Consider the following 16,553-nt stretch of genomic DNA (forward strand, 5'->3'; position numbering starts at 1 on the left):
AATAATACTACCTTGCGAAATGGAGACTTGCCTGATGGAAACTGTCCGTCCCGCCGATTTATTACTTGAAAATGTCTCTGTGTTGACGATGGATCCCGAATTTTCAAAAGCCTCGGGGATCGCCATTGCAGACGGAAGGATCATCGGACTTCTTCCTACCGCTCACTGCTCATGGCCGCTTGCAAAAAACGGCATTCGATGGGATGGCGGCGGCTTGACAATTTTACCTGGATTGATCGATGCTCACTGCCATCTTCGCGCCCTCTTGAGCACTAGTTCTTCCGTCTCCTGTGGCCGTGGGGAAGTGTCTTCCATAACGGAGATGGTTGATAAAATCCGGCGAAAATCGATGGAAGTCGCACCGGGCCATTGGATCCGAGCATCCGGTTATGACGCGGCCCATCTGTCAGAAAAGCGACACCCGAATCGGTACGACTTGGATTTGGCTTCTTCCGCGCATCCGATCCGTCTCCGGCACATCACCCGCCATATTTCCATTTTAAATAGCACCGCCTTGCGACTGGCGGGCATTGGGCGGCACACTTCTGATCCGCCCGGGATTGCGGTGGAACGCGATTCCCGTACATCCGAGCCGACCGGTTTCATCCATGGAGGAGACGCCTGGCTTTCCAAACAAATTGTCCCTTCCTTGACCGTTGACGAACTTCGGGAAGAGATCCCTGCATTGCAAACCCGCTTGCTCCGCTACGGTATCACCGCCGTGCAAGATGCCACACCGACCAATCAAGTACAAGAGGCGAAGTTCTGGCATCTTGCAATTAACAGCGGCTGGTCGATCACCACACAGCTCATGACAGGTTTGCCGGACCACGCATCCTTGTCGGCTTATTTATCTGGAAATTTGCCAGCTTCGATTAGCTCGAAACTGGAGCTCGGCCCTGTCAAAGTCGTTCTCGAAGCGTTGCCTGATATCCATCCAGGACTTTCTGAATTATCCGAGATGGCAGTGGAGGCGTTCCGTCAAAGCGAAAGTTCGCTGGCCATCCACGTCGTCGATCCCGTTATGACATGGACCGCAATCGAAGCGATCCGCCATGTGCAATCGTTTTTTCCCGGCCAAGCGCATCGCCATCGCTTGGAACATTTGAGTCTATGCCCTGAAGCCTTCTTGCCTGACATCGCCCAATTAGGCATAGCCGTTGTCACCAACCCTAACTTGATCCACGACCACGGGGACCGGTATTTGGCGGATGTGGATCCTGCCGAGCATGATTGGCTCTATCGGATGAACAGTGTTCGACAGGCAGGCATCCTGTTGGCAGCGGGTTCGGATGCCCCGGTAGCGTCCCTCGATCCATGGCTTGGCATCCAAACGGCGTGCACCCGTTCAACGATGCAAGGACAATCGGTCAATAAATCGGAGTCTTTATCCCGCTGGCAAGCGTTAGAGCTCTATACGTCGACAGCCGCCAAAGTAGCCGGTTGGGGAAATCTCCGCGGCATGATCAAGTACGGCTTCGCGGCAGATTTGATTGCCGTCAGTCAAAATCCCCTCACCTGCCCGATGGAACAGCTGCATGCGACGTCCGTCCAAGCGACATGGATTGCCGGGAAGCTAGTATACGAGGCATAAATTATCCATTATCTTACATATTTCAACAAATTTTGATGAAGTTAGTATTCTAACAAAGTTTGCGATATAATCGAACTATAGTCACAACTATGTTCGCAAAATCAGATAATGGAGTGATTCAATGTCCTCTGAAAAGCCTTTGCATCGCCTAAATACAGTGAATAATGCCATTTCACTCTTGGCGATGTTCATAAAATACGATTCCATCGGTCTCGTAGAAATCGAAGAGGAGGTTGGCATCAGCAAGACGGCTGCTTTCCGTCTCGTCGCCACGATGGCGGACCGCGGAATGTTAATACGGGATGAAAAGACGAAACGGTATCTTCCCGGACCCTTGCTGTTCCAACTCGTTCGCAAATCACAGTTCAATGATGTCGTAGCCATCGCCCAACCCCATATCCAGGAGCTTGCCGAAATGACAAGCGAATCCATATACCTGTCGATTCGAAGCGGATACAAATATATCTATTTGACAGGTATTGATAGTCCGCAACTGTTGAAAGTGACCATCCCTTTTGGAGACGAGAACGACCTTTATTTCGGGGCGGCGGGCAATTTGCATCTCGCCTATATGTCCCCGGCGGAAATTGAAAATTACGCTAAGCGGACAACCTTCGAGGCCTTCACTCCGCGGACGATCACCGATCCAGCCCAACTGTCGGAAAAACTCGCCCAAATTCGGGAAGCAGGCTTTTCCATCAGTCTCGCGGAACGGATGCCCGATGCCGGCGGGGTAGCGGCCCCTATTTGGGATCACGGTGCAGAACCTGCGGCTACGATTGGAATCTACTTTCCGATGAGCCGGTTGGATGATGACAAAAAAGATCAATATATCGAACTGGTCAAGACGTACGCCCATAAGATTTCAGAAGAAGCGAAAGCGGGACGGAATTAAACTTCCCGCTATGCTTTTTTCCGCTGCATCCATGACCGTTGGACAAGAATACTTTCTCTTCCAATTCCATCGGCTTCAGACATATCCATACTTGACAAGACGAGTGACTTAATCCAACTTGCTGTCAGCGGACTTCTCTCGACAAGCCCCTTCATATAAGAAATGGTCTCCCCAAGAAGTTTTTCCTCGTCGATGATGCGACTGATCATCCCTATACGCACTCCCTCTTCCGCGGTAATTGTCCGGCCGCTCACAGCCAGGTCAAGCGCATGTCCTTGTTTAACGAGTCTCGGCAAACTTTGTGTTCCTCCTGCTGCTGGAAGCATGCCAATCCGAGCTTCCGGCAAGGAAAGCTTCGTTCCCGGAGACGCGTATCGAAAGTCGAACAGCATAGCCATTTCCAATCCGGATCCGACCGCGAAACCGTGCATGGCAGCGGCAATCGGTTTCTGTAGCCGGCGAATGTCCTCCCAAAGGTCATGCTGCAACCGAATTCGCTTCTTTTGAATGACTGTGTTCGCCGTTCCGAATTCCGTCAGATCGGCTCCCGCGCAAAACCCTCGACCCGCCCCTTGGACGACCACCGCCTCAATCGTCGGATCTTCATGGATAATATGAACATAGTGATATAACAAATCCCGTATTTCCACATTAAAGGCATTCAACGCATCTGGACGATTCAATGTAAGAATCGCTATATTTTCGTCTTTCTCCATAAGCACCGCATCGATGTTCATCATCTCCCTCCTTTCACTCGTCTATTTCCCCTGGAATTGGGGAGTCCGTTTTTCCAGGAAAGCCTGCACCCCTTCCATGCGATCTTCACTCGTCGACAAGAGCATATAGACATCCAGTTCCAATCGGAGTGCCTGTTCAAAAGACAACTCGCTCCCCCGCAATAGACACTCCTTCGTATACTGCATGGAAAGGCTGGATAACTCCGCTAATTGCCTAGCTTCTCGGCAAGCCAGTTCCCAGACGTCCTCTTCCGCTATTTTGTTCACGAGCCCGACCCGAAACGCCTCCCCCACCTGAATCGGTTCTCCTCCGAGCAGCATGGACATCGCGGGCCCTTTGCCGATAATCCGTGGCAATCGCTGCGTCACTCCACCTGCGGGAACAACCCCTAGTTTTGATTCGGGAATTGAAAAAAAAGCCGTGTCGGATGCGTAACGCACATCTGCAACACATGCTAAACTTAGCCCCAATGAGGAGCATTGCCCTTGGATAGCAGCTATGACCGGATGCGGAAGGCGCGCCCATTTCTCAATTGTCCGGCTCGCCAAGGCGACCGTCGCGTATGTCTCATCTGTTTCATTCGCCGGCCGGCTTTCATTCAGATTCAAGCCAATTGAAAAATCAGTACCATGACTTCCAAGCACTACGACCTTTACATCGTCCCGATTGCTCAGCTCGTCCGCAATATGGTACAACTCTTGAGATAGTCCGGCATCCAACGCGTTAGATTGCGCCGCATGATTGAGCCGGACGGAAGCAATACCGTCTTGCAAAGTCAACTCCACTAGATGATATATCATGAAAGATCACCCTTTCTTCTTTTGTACTCAAACTTGCATCCGGTCTTTTTTCTTGATGAAATCATCCAGGAACAAATTATGCTGGCCAAGTTCCGGAGCAGGCTCGTATAGACGGACTGGATCGCCGCTACTGGACCACGGTGCAGCGATGGAACGACCGCCACCGTTCATCTCGGTCTCCAGTACTGGCCCAAACTCTTTCAGATCGGCTACACACCTGCTGCCAGTAGTCTTCTGTAGCTCTGTTGAAAAAGTTCCTTCCATTATATAGTCCCCACTCAATTGAACAGCGGCTTCATATTGGGATAGATCGATTGCTATGCCTCGGCCATCTTGTCGGTGAGAATAAAGAGCCCCCAGTAAGGCGAACGCTCCATGAATACCCGCTCCCATATCACTGACAGAGAAACCGGGTAGCCAAGGTATGCCATCTCCATAGCCGGTCAACGATGCCAAACCGGCCATCGATTCCAATGTCGGCCCGTAGCCGACATAATCCCGATATGGCCCCGTCTGGCCAAAAGCGGAGAGAGAGACGATGAGCAGACCGGGTTGCCTCTCCCATAAAGCCTCGCGGGTGAGCCCGAAGTTCTCCATGACTCGCGGACTGAAATTTTCAACTAGCACATCGCACGACTCCACAAGTTCCCAAAACTTCTCAAGATCTGCTTGCTGACGCAGATCCAATGTCACGCTTTTTTTATTCCTGTTCAACTCACGAAAGAACGTCGCGGTTCCCCGTATTCCATCTGGTCGGTGGGGGGCTTCCACCTTCAGGACTTCCACGCCTTGGTCAGCAAATAGACGGGTGCAATAAGGACCGGACCACATGCTTGTCAGATCGAGGATGCGCAGTTTTTCCATTGGGACGGTGCCCCGCCTTCCCGTCCTGCTGCGGTGGACGATCCATGGGAGATGTGCTCCGCGGCTCGGGTCTCCCATCTTCCAAAATTGGCGGGTTTGCAGATGAGGACATTTTTTTACATCCCCTATTGTCTGCACATTGCCGAACGGAAGTCGGAATGCCTGGCCGGTATGAAAGAGGCTATCCCGATCCATCGTCTTTGACCAATTCGTTATGGCTGTTTCCAAGGAATGATAAGACTCCTGGCGTTGCTCAACCGTTGCCCATTTCGGTTTCGGATTATCCCCCATCCACCTTTCGAGCAGTTCCCATTGTTCGTCCACCGGGGCGCCAATTAGGGTAAACCCATCCTGGCAGGGGAAGATCCCCATTGGCGCCAAGGATCGATGCCGGTTTCCCGCTCTTCTCCGCACCTCTCCGGTCTCCTTATATTGCGAATAAGCCCCTTCCAGTGCACTAACGATCACTGTCATCGCATCTACTTCGACAACAGTGCGCTTCCTCCCCAACCATGCGAACATCGCGCCGGCTGCCACATGCGCTCCAACTAGAGAAGTAGCCGGATCCCCCCCGATATGTAAGGGATGACGGTCCGGATCCCCGGTCAAATTCGTCCAGCCACCCCGTTCCTGCAGTGCAGTTTCCTCTGTTGCGCCCACTCCATCGGGAAAGCGAATTCGAACGGATAAACAGGGATCGGCCAATCGCTGGATCAGCTTCTTCAAACGCCCCTCCAGATCATCCGCCATATGGCTATCCCAAAGGACGATATCCCAGCGCCTGCCCGTCAACTGTTCCGCGATTGTTTCCGGAAGCAGCGCATCGGTTGTCTGGATGATTCGTTTCCCGGTGTCCCGGAAAGCCGAAAATCCATACACGTCGGCTGAGATTTTAGTCACTTGGGCTCCGCTTTCCGCAAAGAGGCGACCCGCATAGCTGCCGGAAAGGCCATAGGTCAATTCCAATATGCGGAGCCCTTCCAACAGCGCAGTTTGTCTGTCTATCTCCATCCGATCACTCCCCCGCGAACTGTGATTGAGCTGCTATCAGTCTGCCGTCGGAAGGGAAACAGGCTGTTTCATCTGCATTTCTTTACCGCAACAATGAATGGCGCCTTCGCCAGACTTCGTGCAAAGTATTTCCACTCCGCATTCTTTGCACTCCATTCGTTTTCCAAGTTGATTTGCCATAGGTCTTGCCCTCCCTCATCATGTTTGATTTTCCACCGTTCACTTTGTTTCCAGACTTTCCCCGCAGCATGTCAATTCTGCTTGGGGGGTCGGTTTAGTAACAATGAACTCACTGTTGCACTTAGGACATTTGTATTTGGTTCCTACCTTAACCGGCATAGTGACTACCCCCTTTTCATTTAGATGCCGTTTCTACGGTTCCCCTTGCTCCGATTGGCACCGTTCCGATGATATCGTCCTGTTCCAATCGCTGAATCTCCTCATCGCTCAACCCGAGAATCTTGCTGAATACATATCCGTTATGCTCGCCAAGCATCGGTGCTACTGTTTTTTGCATGATGCGTTCACCCGAAAATTTAATCGGCCAGGCAGGGTACTTGTGAGTCCCGACCAGTTCCCGCGTCATTTCTTGGAACATGCCTTCCAAGAATCGATCGTCCTCGATTTCATCCACTTCAAGAACAGGGCCTGCACCCACGCCAACTGCTTGCAACAAGTTCGCCGCTTCATAATGGCCAAATCGGGTCGTCCATGTTTCGATCAACGAATCCAACTCGTCTTCGTTCTGACAACGGCTTTCCATCGTCTGAAACCGTTCTTCCTTTGACCAATTCGGTTCGCCTAGCGCTTTACAGAGGTTTTTCCATTCCGTTTCATTGGTGACGGCAATGGCGACCCAGGAATCTTCTCCTTTGCAACGGTAGATTCCATGCGGTGCCAGCCCCGGCTGCCGATTCCCCAACCGTCCCCAATTATTATTGTTCATCGAGACGTCCACAATCGCCTGGCCCACCAGGTTAGCGCATGCCTCCACTTGCGCCACCTCGATTTCCTGTCCTTTCCCGGTCCGTTCTCTATACTCCAATGCGGATAAAAGAGCGAATGCCGTGTGGGAACCCGAAATGACGTCGCCGACACCCGAGATGATACTCGGATTGCCTCCTTCATAGCCGTTCACTTGGGCAATGCCCGACAGGATCTCGAATGTATAGGCGAATCCGGGCTGTTTGCCGAAAGGACCTGTCTTCCCGTATGCCGGCATGGAAAGCATAATGATTTTCGGGTTGATTTCCCGCAGTGTTTCGTAGTCCAAGCCAAAGTTCTCCATCACGCCTGCCGTAAAGTTCTCGATGACAACATCGCTTTTTTCGACCAGTTCCTTGAACAGGCTTTTGCCCTTCGGATCAGCCAAATTCAGCGTGATTCCGATTTTATTCATATTGGCGCTGTTGAACTGTGCGCCAAATTCCCACCAATTTTCCCCTGGCAAAGTGGCGGTGTACCGGAATCCATCGGGTGCCTGAATTGACTCCACCTTGATGACTTCCGCTCCTTGCGCACCAAGATAGGACGTACAAAGCGGTCCCGACCACCACATCGATAAATCCAAAATCCGGATTCCTTCCAACGGTAAAGTTGACATGGCTTCTTCTCCTCCTTTTGAATGTGGGAGTGCTAAATGACGCCTTCCTGACGCATCTCCTGAAGAACTGAGCTCTTCATCCCCAATCGACCGTCCAAAACGTCTTCGGTATGTTCCCCGAGTAGCGGCGCCGGGCTGTTGATCTTCCATGGAGTTTCCGACATACGGAATGGCGCTCCCGGTTGAACAATTGCACCCATTTTCGGATGATCCACTTTAACGAATAAGCCCCGTTCCTCATATTGTGGGAAGGAAAGCATGTCTTCGAATGTCGGGACCGGTATTGCAGGAACTCTCCACTCTTTCGCCAAGGCGATGATTTCTTCTTGCGTATGTCGCATGAGCCACTCATCAAAGCGTTCCTGGAAAACCTTTTTATGCTTCAACCGATTCGGCAGCAAGATGAACCGCGGATCTTCCATCCAGTCATACATTTCAGTCATTCCGCAAAAGTCTTGCCAATGCTGGCCTGTCAGAAGAGTAATACCGATGTAACCGTCCTTGCACTTCTCGACACTCGGTGTCATGACGAAACGTTTCGGGGTTTTATGAGTCGCATTCGGAAATGAATCCTGCACGGTCGGATACGCTCGTTGCAGCAAACCGACCTCCACCGAAGAGACATCGATATGTTCCCCTTTATTCGATTTTCGTCTTCCGATTACGGCAGTCATCGTGGCCATAGCAGCAAATGTCCCCGTAATATAGTCCAGCAACCGAATCGGTCCCCCCGCCCGCAACGGCGGTTTGCCGTATTCCCCGATTGAGCTGATCCAGCCGCTCATCGATTGAGCGACCAATTCGGTCGCTTTATAATCCCGGTATTTTCCAGACTGGCCAAAATAGGTGATGGAAGTCAAGATTAGGCGCGGATTGAGCTCTTTCAGCACGTCATAACCGATGCCCAACTCTGCCATGACACCCGGCTCGAAGTTCTCCACGAGAATATCGGCTTCCTTGATTAGCCGCTTGACGACATCTAATCCTTTTGACGTCTTGTAATCCAGTGTGATTCCTTTTTTATTATGATTCAGATACCCGAACAACCCGCTGGAATCCAAATCTGGTTTATTGCCCGGGAATGGTCCTTCCAGTCTGGAGGGATCCCCTAAACCGGGTTGTTCAATCTTGATCACTTCGGCGCCCAAGTCTGCCAGTAGTTTTGTACAATATGGACCCGAAATCATTTCTGATAAATCAATGACTTTGATTCCGGAAAGAGCTTGTTTTTCCATATTTCTTCACCTCTGCTTCTTTTCATGGTATATAAAACGAACTTAAGAAACGGACGCAACCCGTTGCTTTCCGTTCCAGGCGGACGCTTTCCGCGGGGCGCGGGTGAGCCTCCTCGTCGCTGCGCTCCTGCGGGGTCTCACCATTCGCGCTTCCCCCCGCAGGAGTCGCCGCCTTCCACTCCAAGCAACTGAGTTAACAAGCATAAATCATTTGTTTGTTCTATATAGGGTGGAAATGATAAGGTTTTGTGTAAAAAGGAGAACATAGCGCAATCGCATATGTTCTACCTTTCGGACACTATTAGGAATGGACGACCTGCGCGACAGGATCCTGGATGAATGTTCTGCCGAGTCGCTTCAGATGGTTGGCGGCCGGTCCGAGGTTCAGCTGCATGCTTTTGAACCGCCGGAAACAGAACTGGAGCGGATAATCCATATCCACACCCATGCCGCCGTGGAGTTGATGGGCCCCGACGAGCACTTTTTGCCCTTCCTTGCTGAGCCACGCTTTGGCGACAGCGATTTCTTTTTCCGCCGGCAGCCCTTCTTCCAATCGCCAGATTGCTTGGAATGCAGCGAGTTTTCCGCCTTCCACGACCGTATACATATCCGACAACCGGTGTTGGACAGATTGGAAGTTACCGATCGGCTGATTGAACTGGGTCCGCTCTTTCACATAATTATTCGTCAGGTCCAGCGCCCGGCCGAGCAAGCCTGCCATTTCGACTGATTGGAGAGCGGTCGCCAGCTCGATGATTTCTTGCACGACGGACCAGCCAGCACCTTCAGCACCCAGCAGATCAGCATCTGTCAACGGGGTATCGAGGAATTCGACTTCATACAGGCCATCCGAACCGATGGATTTCAGCGGAGTATGACGGACTGTGGACGGATCATTCTTAACTAAGAATAGACTTAGGCCGTCCGCGCTCCCTTCTTGACCTGGACCTGTCCGGGCCAACGTCAACAAGTAATCTGCCGAGTCGGCAAATGGCGCAAACAGTTTCGTGCCGCTCAATGTGTAGCCTCCGCCCAACTTCTTCGCACTAGTGGAAATATATCTCATGTCATAATGAGCTTGAGCTTCCGATAGGGCGCTCGAAACGATCACTTTTCCCTCGATGATTTTCGGCAGAAGCTCCTGTTTCTGTGCTTCCGTACCATATTTGAGGAGAGGGAGCACACCGTAAGTGACTGTCGGCAGGAACGGGGACGGGAACAATGCCGAACCAGCCTCTTCCACAATGACAGCCAAGTCGGTCAGACCGCCGCCGACACCGCCGTAGTCCTCAGGTACGATCAAGCCCAAAAATCCGAGGTCCGCAATTTCCTTGTAAAATGTGGAGGAAAATCCCCGTTCCTCCTTTTCAATGGCACGTAATGTCGTAATATCCCACTTCTCTTCGAAAAGCTTTTTGGCAGTGCTTTTGAAAACCTCTTGAATTTCGGTCAATGAAAAATCCATTTTCCTGGCACCTCTTTCCTCATGTGGTTTGGCGTTTAAACTTGACTAGGGAAATATCCTCGAATGTCTGCTCGACAACATGTTCCACGGGCATCCCGATATACACCTCATCCGGTTTGCAATCGACCATATTGGAGACGATCCGGACACCTTCTTCTAATTCAACAAGAATCACTTCATACGGCACTTCGAATCCGGGATGTACGGAACGGTGATACACAACATAGCTATGTACCTCGCCCTTTCCTTCCGATGGCACCCACTCCATGTTGAAGCTGCGGCATTTGTGGCAAGTCACCCGTGGCGGATGGGAGTAGGTCTTGCAATCACTGCATCTTTGCAAATGAAGTTGTTTTTTCTCCTGCAACAGCTCCCAAAACTTCACTGTATCTTGACTCATCATCGGTTTTGGCGTCTGAACCTCTACTTTGTTTTGGACCATTCCAATTACCCCCTTCTTAAAATGAGACCGCTGGATGGGACGCCGAGCCCCCCTGTGACCAACGAGTATTCAACATCATCAATTTGTGTCGTGGATGTGCCGCGGACTTGCCGGACCCCTTCCGCAATCAAGTTCATCCCGTGGATATAGCCTTCTGACATGAGTCCACCCGATGTATTGATCGGTAGTTCCCCATCACGGCGAATCCGATCCCCGCCTTCAATGTAATCGACCCCTTCGCCTTTCTTTACAAAGCCGAGCGCTTCCAGCTGCATCGGCACCAACGGGCTGAACGCATCATAGAACTGGGCGACGTTGATGTCTTTTGGCGTGATACGAGCCATTTCAAAGAGCAGCTTGCCGTATTCTTCGACCTCCGGCAGCGTGGCAATATCCTCACGAGTATAAGAAGTCATCACTTCCCCGTTCGTGGACATCCCTTGGACCGCACCTGAGATGTAGGCTGGACGGTGTTTCAAATGTTTCGCCCGATCGGCGGTAGTCACAATAATCGCAACCGCCCCATCCGTGCTTAGGCAGCAATCATGCCTGCGCAACGGTGCGACATTGATCGGCGAGTCATTGTACTCTTCGAGTGACAATGTCCGGTTATAGAAAATGGCATTCGGATTCCGGTTGGCATTTTCGCGGTTCACAAGGGAAACCGGGGCGAACTGCCCGTCCTTGATGCCATATTTATAGTTATAGCGCTGGGCAAACATGGCTACCCATGAAACGGGAGTCAGCAAGCCATACGGATGATACATACCCATGTACGTATCGCCTGATACCCGGGTCGGTTCGAAGTCTCCGTAAGTGACCGGGCCGGAAGCATCCCGGATGGAACGATAACAGACGACTGTAGTGGCAAGTCCCGCTTCGATTGCAGCAACCGCCTGCGCAACCGTTCCGCAGCTCGCTCCCCCTCCGTACGGCACTTTACTGAAGAAGCTCAAATTCGGAATGCCCAACGAACGGACCACTTCGATCTGTTCCGCCGTATCCATCGTGTAATTGACCATGCCATCGATGTCTTCCACTTTGATACCCGCGTCTTCGACTGCATCCAAAATGGCTTCCAATGCCATGCGAAGCTCGCTTCGCCCGCAATTTTGGCTGAATTCCGTTGCTCCAATTCCGACAATCGCTGTTTTTTCACGCACTGCTGTACCCATTCCAATTACCTCCCCTTAGGCAGTGAGACGATAACGCTACCGCTTGCATGATCGCCCTGCTTATTCTTTCCTTTGTAGTCGATTTCCACGAGATACTCGCCATTGGCTTCGTATTTTTTGGTCACTGTTCCGCTGATGACAAAGCGGTCACCCGGATAATTGGGGACAGCCAATCTCAATTGAATTTTTTTCAATTCTCCTGTCGGTCCTGTCCAGTCGGTGATATACTTTCCGATCAAGCCGTTCGTCGTCAAGATGTTCATAAAAATATCTTCCGCCCCCGCTTTGCGGGCAGCATGGTAATCATGGTGAACCGTCGCATAGTCGTGGGTTGCGGAGATCGCTCCTCCCGCGACAAGGGCGGCAGTGACTTCCCGTTCATGGACCGGCAATTCATATCCCGCTTCGATGTCATCCCATGTAATGGCAGCTTCCTTCGTTGTCAGCATGTTCAAGCCCCCTCCTGTGAAATCGCGTTATACGCCAATATTGTAAAGCTCTGTTTGCATACGAGTTCATCGCGTTGATTGGTGAATTTATAAAGGAATGTAACGAAATACCCCGGTCCACGCACTGTCTGTTTCTCGGGTGAAACATAGTCGACCGAGATTGTATAACTGATTCGGTCCCCCAATTTCATCGGCTCGAAGTATTCCTGCACCTGCTCGGTTGCAACGATGGATGTATAGCCGTTGTTGTCCAACAGCTCGACAAGTTCTTCCATCGGATTCTTCTTGCGTGCAGGCTCGGGCCAGAGAGGGCTCATCGTATAGACTTGCACTTGCATCGGCGGTGCAATAATACCACCATGTTTGCTCGATGCGGCATACGCTTCATCCACATATAACGGATTGCTCTCCTGCATCACTTCACACCAATGCCGGATCATTTGTTCACAGACTGCGTCGGGCCCCTCCGTTTTTTCAGATTCGATTTTAAGATGTTCTTTGATCAATTCTTCAGCAATTGCCATTGATTCGTTCCTCCTTTTTAAAATGAATTCATTCCCGCGACGTTTCTCACTTTACGAGCTCTTGGCCAGTTCTAGTCCGAATCGTGCCACGAGATCGCGCATGACGTCATTCGCTCCTCCTCCGAACAGAAGGATAAGTGCGGCTTGTGCAAAGGATTCCACTCTGCCTTTCAGTACGGCATATTCGGAATCTGTACCCAACTGTCCGAACAGTTTCATGATCTGCATGCAGATGTCATATGTTTTCGAATTTAGTTCGGAGGAAAGGACTTTGTTCATGGATGGACGGAAAGGAGCCGTCTTTTCATTTTCATGTGCCCAGGCTGCACGGTAATTGAGGAGTCGCAGCACTTCGATATCGACCGTCAATTCCGCCAGGCTGGTGTGGACCCATTCATCATCAATAATGCGTTTGCCATCCACGACCGTTTCATTGGCCCATTCGATGATGTCCTCTACGACCCTCTCCATTTCGGAATATGTCGATAGCATGAGGCGCTCTAGCGACAATTGGGAAGTCAAGTAATGCCAGCCTTTATTCTCCTCACCGACAATCGCATCCAATGGGACACGGACGTTATCATAGAACGTCACATTCGATACGCCTTTCCCCATCAAATCCATCGGGGTGCAGCTGTAGCCTTCGACATTGGTCGGAACGAGGAAAATTGAGATCCCTTTATGTTTCGGGGCGCTCGGATCGGTCCGTGCCGCCAGCCAAATATAGTCTGCGACGTGGGCATTCGTCGTGAACACTTTCTGTCCGTTGATCACATAGGAATCCCCATCCCGGATGGCCGTCGTTTGAAGTGACGCAAGATCCGTCCCGGCGTTTGGCTCAGAATATCCAATGGCAATTTCCACTTCGCCCCTTAAGATTTTCGGCAGGAAGTATTCTTTCTGTGCCTTGGAACCTAACTTCATCAAAGTAGGACCGACTGTTTCCAATGTGATGAACGGAATGTTCACACCGGAGCGGCTAATCTCTTCCAAGAAGATATATTGCTCCAAAGGTGTTTTCCCTTGCCCTCCGTACTCCACTGGCCATCCGACACCGAGCCATCCATCCTTGCCCATCTTCCGGATATATTCATTCCAAAGCGGGCCGCCTTGGGTCGTCGTTTTCACTTCTTCAAGCAACTCATCTGTAATATGGGTTTCCAAATATGTCCGGATCTCCTGTTTCAATTGCTGCTGTTCTTCCGTCAAATCAAAACGCATTTCCTCACCCCATTGCTTAATTTTGTAAAAATGTATCTCTATGAAACTGTGTTAGCAGCTCCATTAGATATAGTTTTCATTGACAGGCTCATAACGTTCTCTCAGTTCCCGTTTCAGTATTTTTCCTGTTGAGGTACGCGGCAGTTCGTCCACCATGACGATTTCGGAAGGGACTTTGAAACTTGCCAGACGTTCCCTGCAGAACTGTCGCAACTCCTCGGCAGTCGGTGCAGCATCCATGTCGTTAGGAACTGCGATCGCCATGATTTCCTCTCCCCATTCCAAGCTTGGGATGCCGATGATCGCTACATCAGCTAGCCTTGGGTGGGATAAAAATACATCTTCGATTTCTGCAGGGGAGATATTTTCTCCGCCCCGGATGATCATGTCCGAACTGCGACCCCCTAGAAACAAATAACCATCCTCATCGAGCCATCCCATATCTTCCGTATTGACCCAGCCGTCCACCAATGTCTCTTCTGAAGCTTCCGGACGTTTCCAGTATCCTTTCATCGCCTTTTCCGTCCGGACATACACATTTCCGACCGTATTCGGCGGGACTGGCTGCCTATTTTCATCTACCACGATGATGTCGACGCCAGGGAGTGGTTTTCCGACCGAAGAAAGACGTTGGATTTTCTTCTCCTTTTCTTCCTTGGTCCCCGTAATTTTATGATCTTCAGGTCCAAGCACGGAAACGGTGGATGTCGTCTCTGTCATGCCGAAAGCGTTTGCAAATTCAGTCGTTGGCGGAAATCTTTCGACCGCTTTCAAGATGACCGGCAGTGGCATCTGTGCGGCTCCGTATGAAAGACTTGTCAAACTGGTAAGATCGGTCTGTCCGAACTCCGGATGATCCAAAACTTGTTTCATCATAGTCGGGACAAGAAATGCCTGCGTCGCCTTCTCCTGCTCAACGACCCGAAGCCAACTACCGGCATCGAATTGCGAAAGCAGAATGAGCCGGCGTCCCGTGTAAATCGAATTACAGATGCTCGTCGCTCCAGCTACGTGATAATTCGGGATGCAAATGACAGATGAACCTCGATCCGTGCCGTCTGCCACTTCCGAATGGTTCATGACGTATGTCGTAAGTTGTCCATGTGTAAGCATGACGCCTTTCGGTTTACTCGTCGTCCCGCTGGTGTATAACAGGATAGCGAGATCACTCGTTTCGACATCCCCAAACCCTTCATATGGCATAGCTTTCCTTACTTCTTCATACTGTTGATGGCCTTCCGATGTTCCCCTGATCGAAATGGTCAATTGGATTCCACTTTCCGGCACAATCGGATTCACAAGATCCGCATAGCGTTGTTCAAAGAACAGTGCTTTTACTTCGGCATCTGCCACCATATAGGCAAGTTCTTCTTCCTTTGCCCGATAATTGATCGGCACGATGACGGCTCCTAATTGAAAAGCGGCAAAAAATACTTCAATGACTTCGGGGCAATTCGTCGCAATCAGCCCAATCCGGTCTCCTTGTTTGATGCCTTGTGATTCCATCGCTGATGCAAGGCGACCAGCGTTTTCGACTAATTGGCCATATGTCAGCCGTTCTTCGTTAAACGTCAAAATTTCCTGATCCGGCACAATGCTTGCCGCGATTTCGAGCAATAAATAGGCGTTCAATTGTCCTCCTCCTTTCGTTTTGTATGAAAACAGCCTGTAACATGTAGAACCAAGTCCCCCTTTTTTAATTTTTCTGTAAATAACTCTTGCATTGCACTAATAGTAATATAGAATTGCATATATAGCAATACAGAAATATATAAATTTTCGGAATAGATTATCCTGTAGAAAAACTTTCATTAATAGGCGTTGAAAAATTTTTAGTAGCGGAGGGATCTGGAAATGCAGAGAAGAAAATTGGATCGACGGGTGGTCCGTACCCGCAAGGCGATCAAGGATGCTTTCATTGCGTTGTTGTATGAAAAGGACTTATCCGACATCACCATTACTGATATTGTCGATTGTTCTGACGTTAATCGGTCGACGTTCTACGCCCATTTTCATGACAAGGAAAATTTGATCGATTGTCTCGTCGACGAACTGATTGCTGATTTGATTGCCTCCTATCAGACAACCTATCAACCATTCACCAAGCAAAACAGGGGCTTTCCAACTCGAGCCATCGAAGCGATGTTTGAATTTGTTTCCGAACATGCCGATACCTTTAAGATTCTCCTTAACACGATGAAGGTTCCACAATTCACCCCGATTCTTTACGCTAGCCTGTACAAGTATGCCGTCGAACAAATCAACGAACTGCGGGGAGCGGAATATGATCTGAATGTCCACTACGGTTTTTATGCAAATTATTTGGCATCAACTTTTATCAGTTTTATCCATTACTGGCTGATGAACAAAGATAGGAAATATAAACCGGAGTATATAGCGGAGGAATATATGAAAGTGCTCCTCTCCAATCCTCTCTCTTCTTACATGAGAGGCCGTGCTGTGAGCAAATGAAGTGCCGTCCAATCATCGACCTTTCTTTTCCCATATTTTTGTTCTTTTTGCCTTGTTTCGTGAAA

Annotated in this window: 16 protein-coding genes; 3 read left to right on the plus strand and 13 right to left on the minus strand. The window is 50.3% G+C overall.

The features are described 5' to 3' along the window. Positions 1–34: 34 nt before the first annotated feature. Positions 35–1,594, plus strand: a complete 1,560-nt coding sequence (locus tag MKY41_RS07430) for an amidohydrolase (RefSeq protein ID WP_340744426.1) — start codon at positions 35–37, stop codon at positions 1,592–1,594. A gap of 121 nt (positions 1,595–1,715) precedes the next feature. Then, positions 1,716–2,489 carry an IclR family transcriptional regulator gene (locus tag MKY41_RS07435; protein WP_340744427.1) on the plus strand — a complete coding sequence of 258 codons (774 nt, stop codon included), beginning with the start codon at positions 1,716–1,718 and terminating at the stop codon, positions 2,487–2,489. 8 nt (positions 2,490–2,497) lie between these two features. Here MKY41_RS07435 and MKY41_RS07440 read toward each other — a convergent pair whose 3' ends face one another. From MKY41_RS07440 to MKY41_RS07500, 13 genes are all read right to left on the minus strand, one after another. Then, positions 2,498–3,226: an enoyl-CoA hydratase/isomerase family protein gene (locus MKY41_RS07440; protein ID WP_340744428.1), complete on the minus strand. Its 729-nt coding sequence runs from the start codon at positions 3,224–3,226 to the stop codon at positions 2,498–2,500. A 21-nt stretch (positions 3,227–3,247) separates the two neighbouring features. Then, complete coding sequence (locus MKY41_RS07445; RefSeq protein WP_340744429.1) at positions 3,248–4,027, minus strand: enoyl-CoA hydratase/isomerase family protein; 780 nt, start codon at positions 4,025–4,027, stop codon at positions 3,248–3,250. A gap of 27 nt (positions 4,028–4,054) precedes the next feature. Beyond that, positions 4,055–5,902 (minus strand): CoA transferase, encoded by a 1,848-nt coding sequence (locus tag MKY41_RS07450; RefSeq protein ID WP_340744430.1) that lies wholly within the window; start codon positions 5,900–5,902, stop codon positions 4,055–4,057. Between the two features lie 36 nt (positions 5,903–5,938). Further along, a complete protein-coding gene (locus tag MKY41_RS07455; protein WP_340744431.1) occupies positions 5,939–6,082 on the minus strand; it encodes a hypothetical protein in 144 nt (47 codons plus the stop codon). A gap of 175 nt (positions 6,083–6,257) precedes the next feature. Further along, positions 6,258–7,505, minus strand: a complete 1,248-nt coding sequence (locus MKY41_RS07460) for a CaiB/BaiF CoA transferase family protein (protein WP_340744432.1) — start codon at positions 7,503–7,505, stop codon at positions 6,258–6,260. Positions 7,506–7,537: 32 nt separating this feature from the next. Next, positions 7,538–8,740 carry a CaiB/BaiF CoA transferase family protein gene (locus MKY41_RS07465; protein ID WP_340744433.1) on the minus strand — a complete coding sequence of 401 codons (1,203 nt, stop codon included), beginning with the start codon at positions 8,738–8,740 and terminating at the stop codon, positions 7,538–7,540. Positions 8,741–9,041: 301 nt separating this feature from the next. Then, positions 9,042–10,205 (minus strand): acyl-CoA dehydrogenase family protein, encoded by a 1,164-nt coding sequence (locus MKY41_RS07470; protein WP_340744434.1) that lies wholly within the window; start codon positions 10,203–10,205, stop codon positions 9,042–9,044. A 19-nt stretch (positions 10,206–10,224) separates the two neighbouring features. Then, on the minus strand, positions 10,225–10,647 hold the full coding sequence (locus MKY41_RS07475) for a Zn-ribbon domain-containing OB-fold protein (protein ID WP_340744435.1): 423 nt from the start codon (positions 10,645–10,647) through the stop codon (positions 10,225–10,227). Between the two features lie 5 nt (positions 10,648–10,652). Further along, positions 10,653–11,822 (minus strand): thiolase C-terminal domain-containing protein, encoded by a 1,170-nt coding sequence (locus MKY41_RS07480; protein ID WP_340744436.1) that lies wholly within the window; start codon positions 11,820–11,822, stop codon positions 10,653–10,655. 5 nt (positions 11,823–11,827) lie between these two features. Continuing rightward, on the minus strand, positions 11,828–12,271 hold the full coding sequence (locus tag MKY41_RS07485) for a hypothetical protein (RefSeq protein WP_340744437.1): 444 nt from the start codon (positions 12,269–12,271) through the stop codon (positions 11,828–11,830). Between the two features lie 2 nt (positions 12,272–12,273). Continuing rightward, on the minus strand, positions 12,274–12,795 hold the full coding sequence (locus MKY41_RS07490) for an FAS1-like dehydratase domain-containing protein (RefSeq protein ID WP_340744438.1): 522 nt from the start codon (positions 12,793–12,795) through the stop codon (positions 12,274–12,276). 51 nt (positions 12,796–12,846) lie between these two features. Next, the gene (locus MKY41_RS07495) at positions 12,847–14,016 is read right to left on the minus strand and encodes an acyl-CoA dehydrogenase family protein (protein WP_340744439.1); all 1,170 of its coding nucleotides are present in this window, start codon (positions 14,014–14,016) and stop codon (positions 12,847–12,849) included. 63 nt (positions 14,017–14,079) lie between these two features. Beyond that, positions 14,080–15,648: a class I adenylate-forming enzyme family protein gene (locus tag MKY41_RS07500; RefSeq protein ID WP_340744440.1), complete on the minus strand. Its 1,569-nt coding sequence runs from the start codon at positions 15,646–15,648 to the stop codon at positions 14,080–14,082. Positions 15,649–15,870: 222 nt separating this feature from the next. Here MKY41_RS07500 and MKY41_RS07505 point away from each other — a divergent pair, with 222 nt between their 5' ends. Beyond that, a complete protein-coding gene (locus MKY41_RS07505; protein ID WP_340744441.1) occupies positions 15,871–16,488 on the plus strand; it encodes a TetR/AcrR family transcriptional regulator in 618 nt (205 codons plus the stop codon). Positions 16,489–16,553 lie beyond the last annotated feature (65 nt).

This window comes from Sporosarcina sp. FSL W7-1349 (assembly GCF_038003045.1).
Taxonomy (GTDB): Bacteria; Bacillota; Bacilli; order Bacillales_A; family Planococcaceae; genus Sporosarcina.

What these genes read in the sequence shown, in the direction of transcription:
- MKY41_RS07490 (WP_340744438.1), bottom strand. Translation starts at nt 12,795, where the DNA reads ATGGCAATTGCTGAAGAATTGATCAAAGAACATCTTAAAATCGAATCT.
- MKY41_RS07435 (WP_340744427.1), top strand. Translation starts at nt 1,716, where the DNA reads ATGTCCTCTGAAAAGCCTTTGCATCGCCTAAATACAGTGAATAATGCC.
- MKY41_RS07465 (WP_340744433.1), bottom strand. Translation starts at nt 8,740, where the DNA reads ATGGAAAAACAAGCTCTTTCCGGAATCAAAGTCATTGATTTATCAGAA.
- MKY41_RS07505 (WP_340744441.1), top strand. Translation starts at nt 15,871, where the DNA reads ATGCAGAGAAGAAAATTGGATCGACGGGTGGTCCGTACCCGCAAGGCG.
- MKY41_RS07445 (WP_340744429.1), bottom strand. Translation starts at nt 4,027, where the DNA reads ATGATATATCATCTAGTGGAGTTGACTTTGCAAGACGGTATTGCTTCC.
- MKY41_RS07495 (WP_340744439.1), bottom strand. Translation starts at nt 14,016, where the DNA reads ATGCGTTTTGATTTGACGGAAGAACAGCAGCAATTGAAACAGGAGATC.
- MKY41_RS07470 (WP_340744434.1), bottom strand. Translation starts at nt 10,205, where the DNA reads ATGGATTTTTCATTGACCGAAATTCAAGAGGTTTTCAAAAGCACTGCC.
- MKY41_RS07440 (WP_340744428.1), bottom strand. Translation starts at nt 3,226, where the DNA reads ATGAACATCGATGCGGTGCTTATGGAGAAAGACGAAAATATAGCGATT.
- MKY41_RS07455 (WP_340744431.1), bottom strand. Translation starts at nt 6,082, where the DNA reads ATGGCAAATCAACTTGGAAAACGAATGGAGTGCAAAGAATGCGGAGTG.
- MKY41_RS07480 (WP_340744436.1), bottom strand. Translation starts at nt 11,822, where the DNA reads ATGGGTACAGCAGTGCGTGAAAAAACAGCGATTGTCGGAATTGGAGCA.
- MKY41_RS07430 (WP_340744426.1), top strand. Translation starts at nt 35, where the DNA reads ATGGAAACTGTCCGTCCCGCCGATTTATTACTTGAAAATGTCTCTGTG.
- MKY41_RS07485 (WP_340744437.1), bottom strand. Translation starts at nt 12,271, where the DNA reads ATGCTGACAACGAAGGAAGCTGCCATTACATGGGATGACATCGAAGCG.
- MKY41_RS07460 (WP_340744432.1), bottom strand. Translation starts at nt 7,505, where the DNA reads ATGTCAACTTTACCGTTGGAAGGAATCCGGATTTTGGATTTATCGATG.
- MKY41_RS07475 (WP_340744435.1), bottom strand. Translation starts at nt 10,647, where the DNA reads ATGGTCCAAAACAAAGTAGAGGTTCAGACGCCAAAACCGATGATGAGT.
- MKY41_RS07450 (WP_340744430.1), bottom strand. Translation starts at nt 5,902, where the DNA reads ATGGAGATAGACAGACAAACTGCGCTGTTGGAAGGGCTCCGCATATTG.